This window comes from Streptomyces sp. NPDC046915 (assembly GCF_040644935.1).
Taxonomy (GTDB): domain Bacteria; phylum Actinomycetota; class Actinomycetes; order Streptomycetales; family Streptomycetaceae; genus Streptomyces.
This window is the reverse complement of record NZ_JBEYXB010000020.1, coordinates 1-13,428: the sequence shown is the minus strand read 5'-3', so window position 1 is coordinate 13,428 and position 13,428 is coordinate 1. Positions and strand designations below refer to the sequence as shown.

The following is a 13,428-nucleotide window of genomic DNA, read 5'->3' as shown; positions in this document are numbered from 1 at the left end:
GGACGGGCGGCCGGTGGACGGTGACGACGAGCACGGGGAGCACGGGGATGGACGAGGAACCGGAGCAGGAACGAACGCAACCCGCGGCCGCCGACGGCGAACACCCCCCACAGGGGCCCGCCGCACCCGACGACGAAAGCCGCACGGGTGGTGCGGGTGGGAACAAAAAGGCCGAAGGCGAAGCCGAGGCCGAGAACACGCCGAAGCGCCGCCCGGCACCCCGCCGGCTCAAGCGAACCGCGCTCGCCCTGACCCTCCTGCTCCTCCTCCCCCTCCTCACCGCCGAGATCGCCCTCCGCGCCAACTACACCGGCGACCCCGCGGACGGCACGTACACCCGCGGCAAGGACGCCATCTGGCTCGGCCACGCCTGGGTGGACGGCCGAAAGAAGGACCAGGACGTCAAGGCCCTCGCCCGCCGCCTGCGAGGCACCGGCATCCGCGACCTGTACGTCCATTCCGGCCCCCTGGAACACGACGGCACCCTCCCCACATCGGACTACCCAAGGGCGGGTTGGCTGATAGCCGCCGTCCACCGGGAACTCCCCGGCGTCCGCGTCCAGGCCTGGCTGGGCGACGTACTGGCCGGCGAGTCCCCGGACGGCCTGCGTCTGGAGCGCGCGGCGACCCGCGCCGCCGTCGTCCGCTCCACCCGCGCGATCCTCGCCGCCGGTTTCCAGGGCGCCCACTTCGACCTGGAGCCGCTCCACTCCGGCGACCGCGACTACCTCGGCCTCCTCGACGACCTGCGCCGCGTCACCCGCGAGCACCACGCCCTGCTCTCCGTCGCCGCCCACCAGATCGACCCGCTGCCCGCCTTCCACTCCCTGTGGGGCACCCTCACCAACCACCCCAAGTGGTGGTCCCAGGCGTATTTCGGCCAGGTGGCCCGCCGCGTCGACCAGATCGCCGTGATGTCGTACGACACCATGCAGCCGGCGCAGAGCCTGTACGGCGGTTACGTCGCCCAGCAGACCTCCCTGGCCCTGGAGGTCACCCCGCCCGGCACCGACCTGCTCATGGGCCTGCCCTTCTACTACGAGAACCGCTTCGGTCACTGGGGCTGGGCCGAGACCGTCCCGGCCGCCGTCCGGGGCGTCCGCCTGGGCCTGTCCCGCACCGACGCGGCCCGCGCCCGGTTCGGCGTCGCCCTGTACGTGGACTTCGCGGCGTCGGAGGAGGACTGGGCGGCGTACCGGGACGGCTGGGTCGGCTGAGGTCAAGGTTTCTTCGCAGGTTCGTCATGTGTGCTTCTCCTCGACGGGCGCGCCCGTTGGTTGTGTGGGGGCTGTGAGCCGCCTAGCGTCCACATCTCCCGTCCCTGTGAAGGTTCAACTGATGCGATCCGCACTGACCAGTAAGGCCGTCCGCCGCGCGCTGCGACCGGTGGCCGAACTCATCGACCAGCGCATCGAGCGCCAGGTCCGCAGAGCCGTCGACGACATCTCCTCGGACGATCTGCGGAAGGAGATCAAGAGGCTGCGCAACCGCCAGCGACCCCTGGAACTGTTCTTCGACTCGACCGGGCGTGGCGTGTCACGGCTGCCGTCCAGCACACACCTCGACCGTGCGATCGAGGAGCTCACCCAGGTCACCGGGGACAGGGACGGCGCCGAGCGCAACGTCGCCCAGGCGTTCCGGCTGCTCATCGCGCTGGAGGCACTGGGGGTCGGCCGGATCGCCGGCGGCACCATGAACATCGTCGGCAAGCTGTCCGCCGTACCGCTGCTCGACCCGCCGAACGACGACATCCTGGAGATCGGCACCCTGTACGGGATGTTCGGCGCGGCCCTGATCCGGATGATGGAGCGCGCCGGCCGTGACCCGCGGCTGACGATCGTCGACCCGCTCGCCGGAACGCAGTTGCAGCCCGGCGCCGCCATGGCGGACGACGCGTCGGGCACCCCCGTGCGGGGAGCCGCGGTGCGCACCAACCTGGCACTCGCGGGCGCGGCCGGTGCCGCCACCCGGATCCAGCAGGGCTTCTCCGAGGACGCCGGGGTGCGCGCCCTGCTCTCCGACCGCTCCTACGGCGTGATCATCGTCGACGGCGACCACTCCGCGGCCGGTGTCGCCGCGGACCTGGAGTGGGCCGAGGAGATCGTCGCGCCCGGCGGCATCGTCGTCCTGGACGACTTCGGGCACCCCAAGTGGCCGGGCGTCCAGGAGGCCTTCGAGAAGCACATGACCACGAACACCCGGCTGCGGCTCCTCGGCCGGGTGGCGCACTCGGGTTATCTGCGGGCGGATGCCTGAGGCCACGACCCTCGTGGGACCATGACCGTCATGCACATGTACTTGGTGGTGGCGGCCGTCCTGGCCGTGCTGCTGCTGACGGCGGCCGGGGGCGCGGCCGCCGCGACGGGCTGGGTGATGCCCGGGGCCCGCGGGCGGGTCCTGCGCCCGCGGCTGTGGGGATACGGGGCGCTGCTCGGCGCCGTCGGCATGGCCCTGTTCATGTTCCTGGGGCCCCTCGCCGAGGCGGGGCTGAGCCCGCTGCCGGTCATCGGATGGCTGATGTTCATGGCCGGGCTCGGGCTCCAGCTCCTGGCCCGGCGTCCCGGCCGCGCCGCTACGAGGTCCGCCTCCTGATCTTCGACCCCAGCCACACCAGCGGGTCGTACTTGCGGTCGACGGCGCGTTCCTTCAGGGGGATCAGCGCGTTGTCCGTGATCTTGATGCCCTCGGGGCAGACCTCCGTGCAGCACTTGGTGATGTTGCAGTAGCCGAGGCCGTGCTCGTCCTGGGCCGTGCTCTTGCGGTCCAGGCCGGTCTCGGCCGCCGCGTCCAGGGGATGCATGTCCAGCTCGGCCACCCGCATCAGGAAGCGCGGACCGGCGAACGCCGTCTTGTTCTCCTCGTGGTCCCGGACGACATGGCAGGTGTCCTGGCACAGGAAGCACTCGATGCACTTGCGGAACTCCTGCGAGCGGTCCACGTCCTCCTGCATCATGCGGTACTCGCCGGGGGCGAGACCGGCCGGCGGGACGAAGGCGGGGACCTCCCTGGCCTTCTGGTAGTTGAAGCCGACGTCCGTGACGAGGTCCCGGATCACCGGGAAGGCCCGCAGCGGGGTCACGGTGATCGTCTCCGCGCGGTCGAACACCGACATCCGCGTCATGCACATCAGCCGGGGCCGCCCGTTGATCTCCGCGGAGCACGAACCGCACTTGCCGGCCTTGCAGTTCCAGCGCACCGCCAGGTCCGGCGCCTGGGTGGCCTGGAGGCGGTGGATGATGTCGAGCACCACCTCGCCGTCGTTGACCTCGACCTCGAAGTCCTCCAGGCCGCCGCCCCCGACATCACCCCGCCACACCTTGAAGCGGGCCTCGTAGCTGCTCACTCGTACAGCTCCTCTTCGGCGAGGTACTTGACCAGCTCCTCCTTCTCGAAGAGGGCGAGCAGGTCGGAACGGATGGGATCGGTGGTCTCCCGGGAGAGTGTGATCTGGCCGCGGACCGGGTCCGTCGCCGCCAGTCCGCCCGTGGGATCGGTGAGCCGGCACAGCAGGTTGAGCCGGCGCCAGGCGCGGTCCATCGACGGATGGTCCTCGCGGGTGTGCCCGCCGCGCGACTCCGTGCGCTCCAGCGCCGCCCGGGCCACGCACTCGCTGACCAGCAGCATGTTCCTGAGGTCCAGGGCGAGGTGCCAGCCGGGGTTGAACTGCCGGTGCCCCTCGACCCCGGCCCGCCGCGCCCGTACCCGCAGCTCCCCGAGCTTCTTCAGCGCCTGCTCCATCTCGCCCTCGCGGCGGATGATGCCGACCAGGTCGTTCATGGTCTGCTGGAGCTCCTGGTGCAGGGCGTACGGGTTCTCCGGCGGCCCGTCGGCCGCTTCCGCTCCCTCCGCCTCGGCGGAGAACGGCCGCAGCGCCTCGGCCGCGGCCGCGTCCACCTGGGCGTCGTCCACCGGCGGCCGGACCGGCGCCGCACCCGCCGCGTACTCGGCCGCGTGCCAGCCCGCCCGGCGCCCGAACACCAGCAGGTCGGAGAGCGAGTTGCCGCCGAGCCGGTTCGAGCCGTGCATGCCGCCCGCGACCTCACCGGCCGCGAACAGCCCCGGTACCCCGCGCGCCGCCGCCGTGTCCGAGTCGACCGCGATGCCGCCCATCACGTAGTGGCAGGTCGGCCCGACCTCCATCGCCTCGGCCGTGATGTCGACGTCGGCCAGCTCCTTGAACTGGTGGTACATGGACGGCAACCGGCGCTTGATGACCTCCGCGGGCATCCGCGTCGACACGTCCAGGAAGACCCCGCCGTGCGGGGAGCCGCGGCCCGCCTTCACCTCGGAGTTGATCGCGCGGGCGACCTCGTCCCGGGGGAGCAGCTCCGGGGGGCGCCGGTTGTTGTCCGGGTCCTCGTACCAGCGGTCGCCCTCGTCCTCCGACTCGGCGTACTTCTCCTTGAAGACGTCCGGGACGTAGTCGAACATGAACCGCTTGCCCTCGGAGTTCCTGAGCACCCCGCCGTCGCCGCGCACGGACTCGGTGACCAGGATGCCCTTCACCGACGGCGGCCAGACCATGCCCGTCGGGTGGAACTGCACGAACTCCATGTTCAGCAGCGGCGCCCCGGCCAGCAGCGCGAGGGCGTGCCCGTCGCCGGTGTACTCCCACGAGTTCGACGTCACCTTGAAGGACTTGCCGATGCCACCGGTGGCGATCACCACGGCGGGCGCCTCCAGGACGAAGAAGCGGCCGGTCTCGCGCTCGTAGGCGAAGACGCCGGAGACCCGGTCGTCCTGCTTCAGGACCCGGGTCACCGTGCACTCCTGGAAGACCTTCAGCCGGGACTCGTGGTCCCCGGTCTCCCGGTGGTCCTCCTGCTGGAGCGCGACGATCTTCTGCTGGAGCGTGCGGATCAGCTCCAGGCCCGTACGGTCGCCGACGTGCGCGAGGCGCGGGTACTCGTGGCCGCCGAAGTTGCGCTGCGAGATCCGGCCGTCCTTGGTCCGGTCGAACAGCGCGCCCCAGGTCTCCAGCTCCCACACCCGGTCCGGGGCCTCCTGGGCGTGCAGCTCGGCCATCCGCCACTGGTTGAGGAACTTGCCGCCGCGCATGGTGTCCCGGAAGTGGACCTGCCAGTTGTCGTGCTCGTTGGCGTTGGCCATGGCCGCCGCGATGCCGCCCTCGGCCATCACCGTGTGGGCCTTGCCGAACAGCGACTTGCAGATCACCGCCGTACGGGCGCCCCGCTCACGGGCCTCGATGGCGGCCCGCAGCCCGGCGCCGCCCGCGCCGACCACGACGACGTCCCACTCCTGACGGTCGACCACGGACATCACAAAGCCCCACTCACTTAGAAGAAGCGCGGATCGTCGAAGACGCCGGACGCGACCAGGTACACGTAGAAGTCGGCGAGCGCCACGCTCACCAGGGACGCCCAGGCCAGCTGCATGTGGCGGGCGTTGAGCCGCCCCGCGAACTGCCACATCCGGTAGCGCACGGGGTGTTTGGAGAAGTGCTTGAGCTTGCCGCCGACGATGTGCCGGCAGGAGTGGCAGGAGATCGTGTAGGCCCAGATCAGCACGATGTTGGCCAGGAACACCAGGGTGCCGAGGCCCATGTGGCCCCAGCGGTAGTGCTCGTCGCGGAAGGACAGCACGGTGTCGTAGGTGAGCACCCCGGCGACCAGCAGGGCGGCGTAGAAGAAGTACCGGTGGATGTTCTGGAGGATCAGCGGGAAGCGGGTCTCGCCGGTGTAGGTCCGGTGCGGCTCGGCCACCGCGCAGGCGGGCGGCGACGCCCAGAAGCTGCGGTAGTACGCCTTGCGGTAGTAGTAGCAGGTCAGCCGGAAGCCGAGCGGGAAGATCAGGATGATGATCGCGGGGGAGATCGCCCACCAGCTGCCGAAGAGGTCGGCGTTCGGGCCCGCGTGCATCGTCCGGCAGTTCTCCGCCAGACACGGCGAGTAGAAGGGCGAGACGTACGGCGCCGCGTAGTAGTCCGCGTTGGCGAAGGCCCGCCAGGTCGAGTACACGACGAACGCGAACAGACCGGCCGCGGTGACGGCAGGGGCCAGCCACCAGCGGTCGGTCCGCAGGTGCGGGGCGGCGATCGCGGCGCGCGTACCGGTGCGTACACCGCCGCTGTCAGGTCTGGGTTCCGTACCAGTGGCCAAAGCAGGACTCCGCTTCCAATTGCTCCGTTCGCCTCCGGGGCGCCCGAAGCCGGTGTCGAGTGACCGATCGTGCTCAGCCCTCCGGGCCTCCGCGCGCTCGGCCACTCGACACCGGCGCGCCCCTCCGGCTCACTCCGGTCGGGTCAGGGGGCGTGCCGGTCGCGGGCGCCGAGACCCTCGTCGTCCGTGTCCGTCCACAGGCTCATGTCGTAGGGGGCGTCGGAGATGGTGACGAGGTCGGGCCGTTTGGCGGTGGCCGGGGCGGCGGCCGTGTCCCGCAGCAGCGCCACGCTTTCACGCAGATGGTCGGCGTCCGTCCGGACCCGGCGCATCTCCAGACCGCCGCTGCCGAGTTGCTTCTCCAGATGTCCCAGCGACCGGTAGAGGTCGTCGAGACAGCGCTGGACTGATGTCAGTTCGTCGTGCACGGACATGACTTGCCCTCACTTCCATGGGTCCTGCGGGCCCTGGGCGGCAACGTTCATGCGCCTGCGAGTGTTGCGCGCCACACCTGCCCCTGTGAAGAGATGTGCATCGATTGGCCGGGGGCGTACGGGTGCATCTCCTGGTGTGTTGCGCCGCACGGGTGGGTTTGCCGTCTGTCGCCGCCGTGTCGCGCTCTGTTGCCGGATCCTTTCCTCTTCAGTGGGTGAGATAGATCTGATCAGCTCCATATACCGCCAAAAGTGATCATAACGCCCGCGGCTCCCCGGAGGTAGCAGAGATGTCCCACGACGGCGTCGGACTGCGCGCGGTCATGCGCTCGGTCGCCCTCCTCACCGCCGGCGCGCTCACGATGCCCCTCCTCGGCGGCTGCGGATCCGACGACGAGCCGAGCGCCCCGCTGGCCGGGCAGGACATCGCCTCCGCCGCCCGGACCCGGATCGCCGACGGCGGCACCCTCCGCTGGGCCGTGGACGACGTACCGGAGACGCTGAACACCTTCCAGGCCGACGCCGACGCCGCCACCACCCGGGTCGCCCAGGCCGTCCTGCCGTCGATGTTCCGCCTCGACGCCCTCGGCCGCCCGGTGCGCAACCCCGACTACCTGGAGGAGGCCAAGGTCATCGAGACCGAGCCCCGCCAGGTCGTCCTGTACCGGCTGAACCAGCAGGCCGTGTGGAGCGACGGCCGGGAGATCGGCGCCGCCGACTTCGCCGCCCAGTGGCGCGCCCTGTCCGGCAAGGACGCCGCCTACTGGACCGCCCGCAACGCCGGCTACGACCGCATCGCCAAGATCGAACGCGGCGCCAACGACCTGGAGGTCCGGGTCACCTTCGACCGCCCCTACGCCGACTGGCGGTCGCTGTTCTCCCCGCTGTACCCGAAGGACGTCATGGGCACCCCCGACGCCTTCAACGACGGCGCCCGCCGCAAGCTCGACGTCACCGCCGGCCCCTTCAAGGTCAAGAACGTCGACACCGCGCAGAAGGACGTCGTCCTCTCCCGCAACCCCCGCTGGTGGGGCCGGCCCGCCAAGTTGTCCGAGATCGTGCTGCACGCCGTGCCCCGCGACAAGCGGGCCGCCGCGCTCGCCGACGGCACGGTGGACCTCGCCGACGTCGACACCGGCGAGGCCCAGCGCATCAACCTCGCCACCCGCGAGAAGGGCACCGGCACCCCCCTCCAGGGGGCCGGGCGCACCGCCGCCAAGAAACTGCGCGAGTCCCTCTCCACCTATCTGCGCCGGCAGCAGCAGCTACGCGGCTTCCAGGTCCGCAAGTCCCTCGAACCCGCCTACACCCAGCTCGCCCTCAACGGCGCCGAGGGCCCCCTCGCCGACGAGCGGGTCCGCCGCGCCGTCGCCCACGCCCTCGACCGCACCGAGCTCGCCAAGGTCGTCCTCACCCCCCTCGGCCTGCCCGCCGTCCCGGTCGGCAGCCACCTCGCCCTGTCCGGGCAGCCCGACTACGCCGACAACAGCGGCGCCCTGGGCGGTCAGGACACCGCCGAGGCGCAGGCGCTGCTCGCGGACGCCGGGTGGGTGCTCGGCGGGCCGGTCAAGGAGCAGAAGAAGCCCGAGAAGGCGGCCGGCCCCGAGGTGAAGAAGAAGAAGGGGGACGAGTCGGAGGGCGGCGACGACGGCGCGTACATCGTCGGCGAGGACAACAAGGACGCCAGGGACCACCAGGACCACACGAAGACCGACGAGGGCGGTAAGCACCTCGCGCAGGACGGCAGGCAGCACACCGGCAAGCAGGGCGGTGCCCCGGGCGCGTACGCCCCCCGGGGCACCGCCGCCCCCGGGGGCGCCGCGACCGGAGCGCTCGCCAAGGACGGCAAGGCGCTCATCCTGCGCTTCGTGCTCCCCTCCGGCCCCGGCTCCGAGGCCCTCCGCGCGGTCGCCGACCGGATCACGAACATGCTCCAGAAGATCGGCATCCGCACCGACATCACCAAGGTCCCGGACGAGAGCTACTTCAAGGACCACATCGCCGCCGGCCAGTACGACCTCGCCCTGTACTCCTGGCCGTCCTCCGCCTTTCCCGCCACCGACGCCCGCCCGATCTACGCCAAGCCGGTTCCGGCCGCCGACGGCTCCCTGAACGTCGAGCAGAACTACACCCGCGTCGGCACCGACCAGATCGACCAGCTCTTCGACCAGGCCGCCACCACGCTGGACGAGGACGAGTCCCGGGACCTCATCCGCAAGGCGGACGCCCGCATCTGGGCCGCCGCCGGCTCGATCCCGCTCTACCAGCGCCCCCAGCTCGTCGGCGCCCGCACCACCCTGGCCAACACCGGGGCCTTCGGCTTCCAGACCCCGGTCTACGAGGACATGGGCTTCCTGAAAAAGGGAGCGAAGGGCGCGAAGGCCTCACCGGCCCCGTCCGGAAGCTGATCGCCACCGCTGCTCCTGGGCACCCCAAAACCGCCCCTGAGCTGCACCGACGTACCCCGGAACGCCAAACCCCCGGAGGGCCCCGTACCATGGGGTGAGGCCGTGGCGTGTCCAGCCCGGCAGGGCCCGCGCAATTGCAGACGTCCGCGCAGGGCAATCCTCACACTCCGGGAGTACGCCGCAATATGGCCACGCGCCACGACATCCGCAATGTCGCCATCGTCGCCCACGTAGACCACGGCAAGACGACCATCGTCGACGGCATGCTGAAGCAGGCCGGTGCCTTCGCCGCGCACCAGCTCGACTCCGTCGACGACCGCATGATGGACTCGAACGACCTGGAGCGTGAGAAGGGCATCACGATCCTCGCCAAGAACACGGCGGTGAAGTATCACCCCAAGGACGGCGGGGACCCGATCACGATCAACATCATCGACACCCCCGGCCACGCCGACTTCGGTGGTGAGGTCGAGCGCGGTCTGTCGATGGTGGACGGTGTCGTGCTGCTCGTCGACGCCTCCGAGGGCCCGCTGCCGCAGACCCGCTTCGTGCTGCGCAAGGCCCTCCAGCAGCGCCTGCCCGTCATCCTGTGCATCAACAAGACGGACCGCCCGGACTCCCGTATCGACGAGGTCGTCAACGAGACCTACGACCTCTTCCTCGACCTGGACGCGGACGAGGAGCAGATCGAGTTCCCGATCGTCTACGCCTGCGGCCGTGACGGCATCGCCTCGCTGACCAAGCCGGACAACGGCACGGTCCCGGCCGACTCCACCAGCCTGGAGCCGTTCTTCTCCACGATCCTGGAGCACATCCCGGCCCCGACCTACGACGAGGCCGCCCCGCTCCAGGCCCACGTCACCAACCTGGACGCCGACAACTTCCTCGGCCGTATCGCGCTGCTCCGCGTCGAGCAGGGCGAGCTGCGCAAGGGCCAGACCGTCGCGTGGATCAAGCGGGACGGCAGCATCAGCAACGTCCGCATCTCCGAGCTGATGATGACCGAGGCGCTGACCCGCAAGCCCGCCGAGAAGGCCGGCCCGGGTGACATCTGCGCCGTCGCCGGTATCCCCGACATCATGATCGGCGAGACGCTCGCCGACACCGAGAACCCCGTCCCGCTGCCGCTGATCACGGTCGACGAGCCCGCGATCTCCATGACCATCGGCACCAACACCTCCCCGCTGGTCGGCCGCGGCGGCACCGGCAAGGGCGCCGACAACAAGGCGGCCGTCAAGGACCGCAAGGTCACCGCGCGCCAGGTGAAGGACCGCCTGGACCGCGAGCTGATCGGTAACGTCTCCCTGCGCGTCCTGGAGACCGAGCGTCCGGACGCCTGGGAGGTCCAGGGCCGTGGTGAGCTGGCCCTCGCCATCCTCGTCGAGACCATGCGCCGCGAGGGCTTCGAGCTGACCATCGGCAAGCCGCAGGTCGTCACCAAGGACGTCGACGGCAAGGTCTACGAGCCCGTCGAGCGCATGACCATCGACGTGCCCGAGGAGCACATGGGTGCCGTCACGCAGCTCATGGGTGTCCGCAAGGGCCGGATGGACAACATGTCCAACCACGGCTCCGGCTGGGTCCGCATGGAGTTCGTCGTGCCGTCCCGCGGTCTGATCGGCTTCCGGACCGAGTTCCTGACCCAGACCCGCGGCACCGGCATCGGCCACTCCATCCACGAGGGCTTCGAGCCCTGGTTCGGCACCCTCCAGACCCGTAACAACGGCTCGCTGGTCGCCGACCGCTCCGGTGCCGTCACCGCGTTCGCGATGACGAACCTCCAGGAGCGCGGCGTGCTGTTCACGGAGCCGGGCACCGAGGTGTACGAGGGCATGATCGTCGGCGAGAACTCCCGCTCCGACGACATGGACGTCAACATCACCAAGGAGAAGAAGCTCACCAACATGCGGTCGTCGACGGCCGACGTGGCCGAGTCGATCGTGCCGCCGCGCAAGCTGTCGCTGGAGCAGTCCCTGGAGTTCTGCCGCGACGACGAGTGCGTCGAGGTGACCCCGGAGGCGGTCCGCATCCGCAAGGTGAACCTGGACGCCCGCGAGCGCGCCCGCGCCGCCAGCCGCGCCAAGCACGGCTGAGGCACGGCAACGGGAAAAATCGGGTAAAAAGCACGGCCGGGTGTCCCAGGACGCCCGGCCGTGCCGCGTGTAGAGGGTTTTCCCTATGAAAGGGCGTCAGATCCCGTCCGGGACCCCACCTGGCTGTTTACCGTTGGTAAAGTGACCGGATTCTGCGGCATTCGGGCTCTCGCGCCGGTCTGTCCCGCGTCATGGCGTCGACACAGCTTGGTCCACAGCTCGGTCCGCCTGGCCGCGCAACAGGTTTTCCAGCCCTTCCGTCCGGTATACGGACATCGATGCCCGATAGTTGTGTAACAAGTCCGTTTCGCAGGGATCTTTCGGCAAACCCTTTGTCCGGATTTTGGAAGAAGTACGCGTCAGGTGTGATCGAACCGAGACCTTGCAGGTGTGGTTCGGTCGCTGGGGCATGGCAGATAGTTAGGCGCGTAGAGCTCGGATCGACGCGTCACGCGCTGGAGGCGGCGCCGACTCACGAGCGCGGGGGCACTTGACCATTTCAGGCACCGGTAACGGTGATGTGTCTTGTGTTCCCTGATGCGGTGAATCATTGGACTCAGGAGGAGGAGCCCCATGCGTGGTGCCAAGAGCGCCAAGTGGGTTGCGGGTGCGATCGTCATAGCACTGGCTGCGACGGCCTGCGGAAGCAGCGACGACAACGGGGGCGGCAGCGGCGGCGGCGGCAAGGGCTCCGGCAAGAACGGTGGCACCTGGCGTATGGGTATCACCGAGCCGGTGGCCATCGACCCCTACAACTCGCAGGAGTCCGAGGGTCAGCTCGTCACGGACAACCTCTTCACCGGTCTGTACGACCCGACCGCGGACGGTCAGGTCGTTCCGGCGCTGGCCACCTCGAAGAAGGTCAGCAGCGACGGCAAGACCTGGACCTTCTCCATCAAGAAGGGCACCAAGTTCACCAACGGTGAGGACGTGAACGCCGAGTCGTTCATCCGTGCCTGGAACCGTGTCGCGGTGAAGTCGGCCGCGTCCGACGTGGCCTACCACATGGCCGGCATCGAGGGCTTCGACGACGCCCAGTCGGGCAAGGCCAAGACCATGTCCGGTCTGTCCGCCCCGGACCCGTACACCCTCCAGGTGAAGCTGTCGAAGCCGGACTTCGAGTTCTACATCAAGACCTCGCACACCGTCTTCAGCCCGGTCCCCAAGGTCGCCGGCGACGCCCACAACAAGACGTACAACGAAGCCCCCATCGGCAACGGCCCGTTCAAGATGCAGGGCAAGTGGGAGCACAACAAGTCGGTCACGCTCGTCCGCAACGACAGCTACGGCCTGAAGAAGGCCCACCTGGACAAGGTCCAGATCGACATCCTCAACTCCCAGAACGGCGTCACCCTGGAGTACCAGGGCTTCGAATCGGGCCAGTACGACTGGGCCCGTATGCCCACCCCGCAGCTGCCGGCCGCCAAGGCCAAGTACGACGCGCAGGGTGAGTGGATCGGTGTCGACACCAACGGCATGAACTACCTGCTGCCGATCACGGACAACAAGCCGCTGAACAACGTCAAGGCCCGCGAGGCGATCTCCTACGCCATCGACCGGGACGCCATCATCAAGGGCGTCTTCCAGGGCATGATGACGAAGTCCACGACGATCCTGCCGCCGGTCTTCAAGGACGTGTACCAGAAGGACCTGTGCGCCTCCTGCGTCAAGCAGGACAAGGCCAAGGCCAAGCAGCTCGCCAAGGAAGGCGGCCTGAAGCCGGGCACCACCATCGAGCTGGCCTACAACACCGGTGCCGGCCACGAGGAGTGGATCCAGGCCGTCCAGGCGCAGCTCCAGGACGTCCTCGGGGTGAAGGTGAAGACCGCCGGCAAGCCGTTCGCCGAGCTCCTCGGTGACCAGCAGAAGCCGGGCGCCACGGGCCTGTACCGCTTCGCCTGGGGCGCGGACTACCCGACGCCGGACAACTACCTGTTCCCGCTGCTGGACTCCGCGTCCATCAACAAGGACGCCTCCGGCAAGGTCACCGGTGACAACCGGGAGCGCTACAACAGCAAGAAGTTCGACGGTCTGGTCGCCAAGGCCCGGGCCACCGCGGACCAGGCCGGCCGCAACGACCTGTACAAGCAGGCCGAGAAGGTCGCGCTGGACGACATGGCGCTCATCCCGCTGTGGAACCGCACCCAGTTCCGTCTGGTCAACACCAAGAAGTTCGGCAACGCCACGCTGGACTTCCACGAGAACCCGAGCCTTCCGGAGATCAGCCTGAAGTAATCGGGTGCCGCTGACGGCGGCGTTCGGTGATGGGGGTCGTGGGGGGGGGGGCGGGGGGGGGGGCCCCCCCCCGCGCCGCCGCGCCGGGGGGCCGGGGCGCGGCGGGGCCGGCGAGAGCGGCGGGGGGGGAGGGTCGAGG

At 69.6% G+C, this 13,428-nt stretch carries 10 protein-coding genes; 6 read left to right on the top strand and 4 right to left on the bottom strand.

The features are described from left to right. The first annotated feature begins 47 nt into the window (after positions 1-47). The 3 genes from ABZ915_RS37610 (at position 48) to ABZ915_RS37600 (ending at position 2,592) form a co-directional block, all read left to right on the top strand. Positions 48-1,217 carry a hypothetical protein gene (locus ABZ915_RS37610; RefSeq protein WP_361812815.1) on the top strand — a complete coding sequence of 390 codons (1,170 nt, stop codon included), beginning with the start codon at positions 48-50 and terminating at the stop codon, positions 1,215-1,217. A 121-nt stretch (positions 1,218-1,338) separates the two neighbouring features. Then, positions 1,339-2,256, top strand: a complete 918-nt coding sequence (locus tag ABZ915_RS37605; protein WP_361812813.1) for a class I SAM-dependent methyltransferase — start codon at positions 1,339-1,341, stop codon at positions 2,254-2,256. Between the two features lie 21 nt (positions 2,257-2,277). After that, entirely contained in the window at positions 2,278-2,592 is a 315-nt protein-coding gene (locus ABZ915_RS37600; RefSeq protein WP_361812811.1) for a hypothetical protein, read from the top strand. On the opposite strand, the gene ABZ915_RS37595 is transcribed toward ABZ915_RS37600, so the two are convergent. The 4 genes from ABZ915_RS37595 to ABZ915_RS37580 all read right to left on the bottom strand — a co-directional run bounded on the left by ABZ915_RS37595 (position 2,573) and on the right by ABZ915_RS37580 (position 6,553). After that, positions 2,573-3,343 (bottom strand): succinate dehydrogenase/fumarate reductase iron-sulfur subunit, encoded by a 771-nt coding sequence (locus tag ABZ915_RS37595; protein WP_361812809.1) that lies wholly within the window; start codon positions 3,341-3,343, stop codon positions 2,573-2,575. The genes ABZ915_RS37600 and ABZ915_RS37595 overlap by 20 nt on opposite strands. Further along, positions 3,340-5,280, bottom strand: a complete 1,941-nt coding sequence (locus ABZ915_RS37590; RefSeq protein WP_361812807.1) for a fumarate reductase/succinate dehydrogenase flavoprotein subunit — start codon at positions 5,278-5,280, stop codon at positions 3,340-3,342. Before ABZ915_RS37590 ends, ABZ915_RS37595 begins: the two co-directional genes overlap by 4 nt. Positions 5,281-5,297: 17 nt before the next feature. Next, positions 5,298-6,119, bottom strand: a complete 822-nt coding sequence (locus ABZ915_RS37585; protein WP_361812805.1) for a hypothetical protein — start codon at positions 6,117-6,119, stop codon at positions 5,298-5,300. Between the two features lie 143 nt (positions 6,120-6,262). Further along, on the bottom strand, positions 6,263-6,553 hold the full coding sequence (locus tag ABZ915_RS37580; RefSeq protein ID WP_361812803.1) for a hypothetical protein: 291 nt from the start codon (positions 6,551-6,553) through the stop codon (positions 6,263-6,265). A gap of 290 nt (positions 6,554-6,843) precedes the next feature. Between ABZ915_RS37580 and ABZ915_RS37575 the strand changes: the two genes are divergently transcribed. The 3 genes from ABZ915_RS37575 (at position 6,844) to ABZ915_RS37565 (ending at position 13,289) form a co-directional block, all read left to right on the top strand. Next, the gene (locus ABZ915_RS37575) at positions 6,844-8,961 is read left to right on the top strand and encodes an ABC transporter family substrate-binding protein (protein WP_361812801.1); all 2,118 of its coding nucleotides are present in this window, start codon (positions 6,844-6,846) and stop codon (positions 8,959-8,961) included. Between the two features lie 185 nt (positions 8,962-9,146). After that, the gene (gene typA, locus ABZ915_RS37570) at positions 9,147-11,054 is read left to right on the top strand and encodes a translational GTPase TypA (RefSeq protein ID WP_361812799.1); all 1,908 of its coding nucleotides are present in this window, start codon (positions 9,147-9,149) and stop codon (positions 11,052-11,054) included. Between the two features lie 573 nt (positions 11,055-11,627). Continuing rightward, positions 11,628-13,289 carry an ABC transporter substrate-binding protein gene (locus ABZ915_RS37565; RefSeq protein WP_361812797.1) on the top strand — a complete coding sequence of 554 codons (1,662 nt, stop codon included), beginning with the start codon at positions 11,628-11,630 and terminating at the stop codon, positions 13,287-13,289. The last annotated feature ends 139 nt before the right edge of the window (positions 13,290-13,428 follow it).

What these genes read in the sequence shown, in the direction of transcription:
- ABZ915_RS37610 (WP_361812815.1), top strand. Translation starts at nt 48, where the DNA reads ATGGACGAGGAACCGGAGCAGGAACGAACGCAACCCGCGGCCGCCGAC.
- ABZ915_RS37605 (WP_361812813.1), top strand. Translation starts at nt 1,339, where the DNA reads ATGCGATCCGCACTGACCAGTAAGGCCGTCCGCCGCGCGCTGCGACCG.
- ABZ915_RS37600 (WP_361812811.1), top strand. Translation starts at nt 2,278, where the DNA reads ATGACCGTCATGCACATGTACTTGGTGGTGGCGGCCGTCCTGGCCGTG.
- ABZ915_RS37590 (WP_361812807.1), bottom strand. Translation starts at nt 5,280, where the DNA reads ATGTCCGTGGTCGACCGTCAGGAGTGGGACGTCGTCGTGGTCGGCGCG.
- ABZ915_RS37580 (WP_361812803.1), bottom strand. Translation starts at nt 6,553, where the DNA reads ATGTCCGTGCACGACGAACTGACATCAGTCCAGCGCTGTCTCGACGAC.
- ABZ915_RS37575 (WP_361812801.1), top strand. Translation starts at nt 6,844, where the DNA reads ATGTCCCACGACGGCGTCGGACTGCGCGCGGTCATGCGCTCGGTCGCC.
- typA (WP_361812799.1), top strand. Translation starts at nt 9,147, where the DNA reads ATGGCCACGCGCCACGACATCCGCAATGTCGCCATCGTCGCCCACGTA.
- ABZ915_RS37565 (WP_361812797.1), top strand. Translation starts at nt 11,628, where the DNA reads ATGCGTGGTGCCAAGAGCGCCAAGTGGGTTGCGGGTGCGATCGTCATA.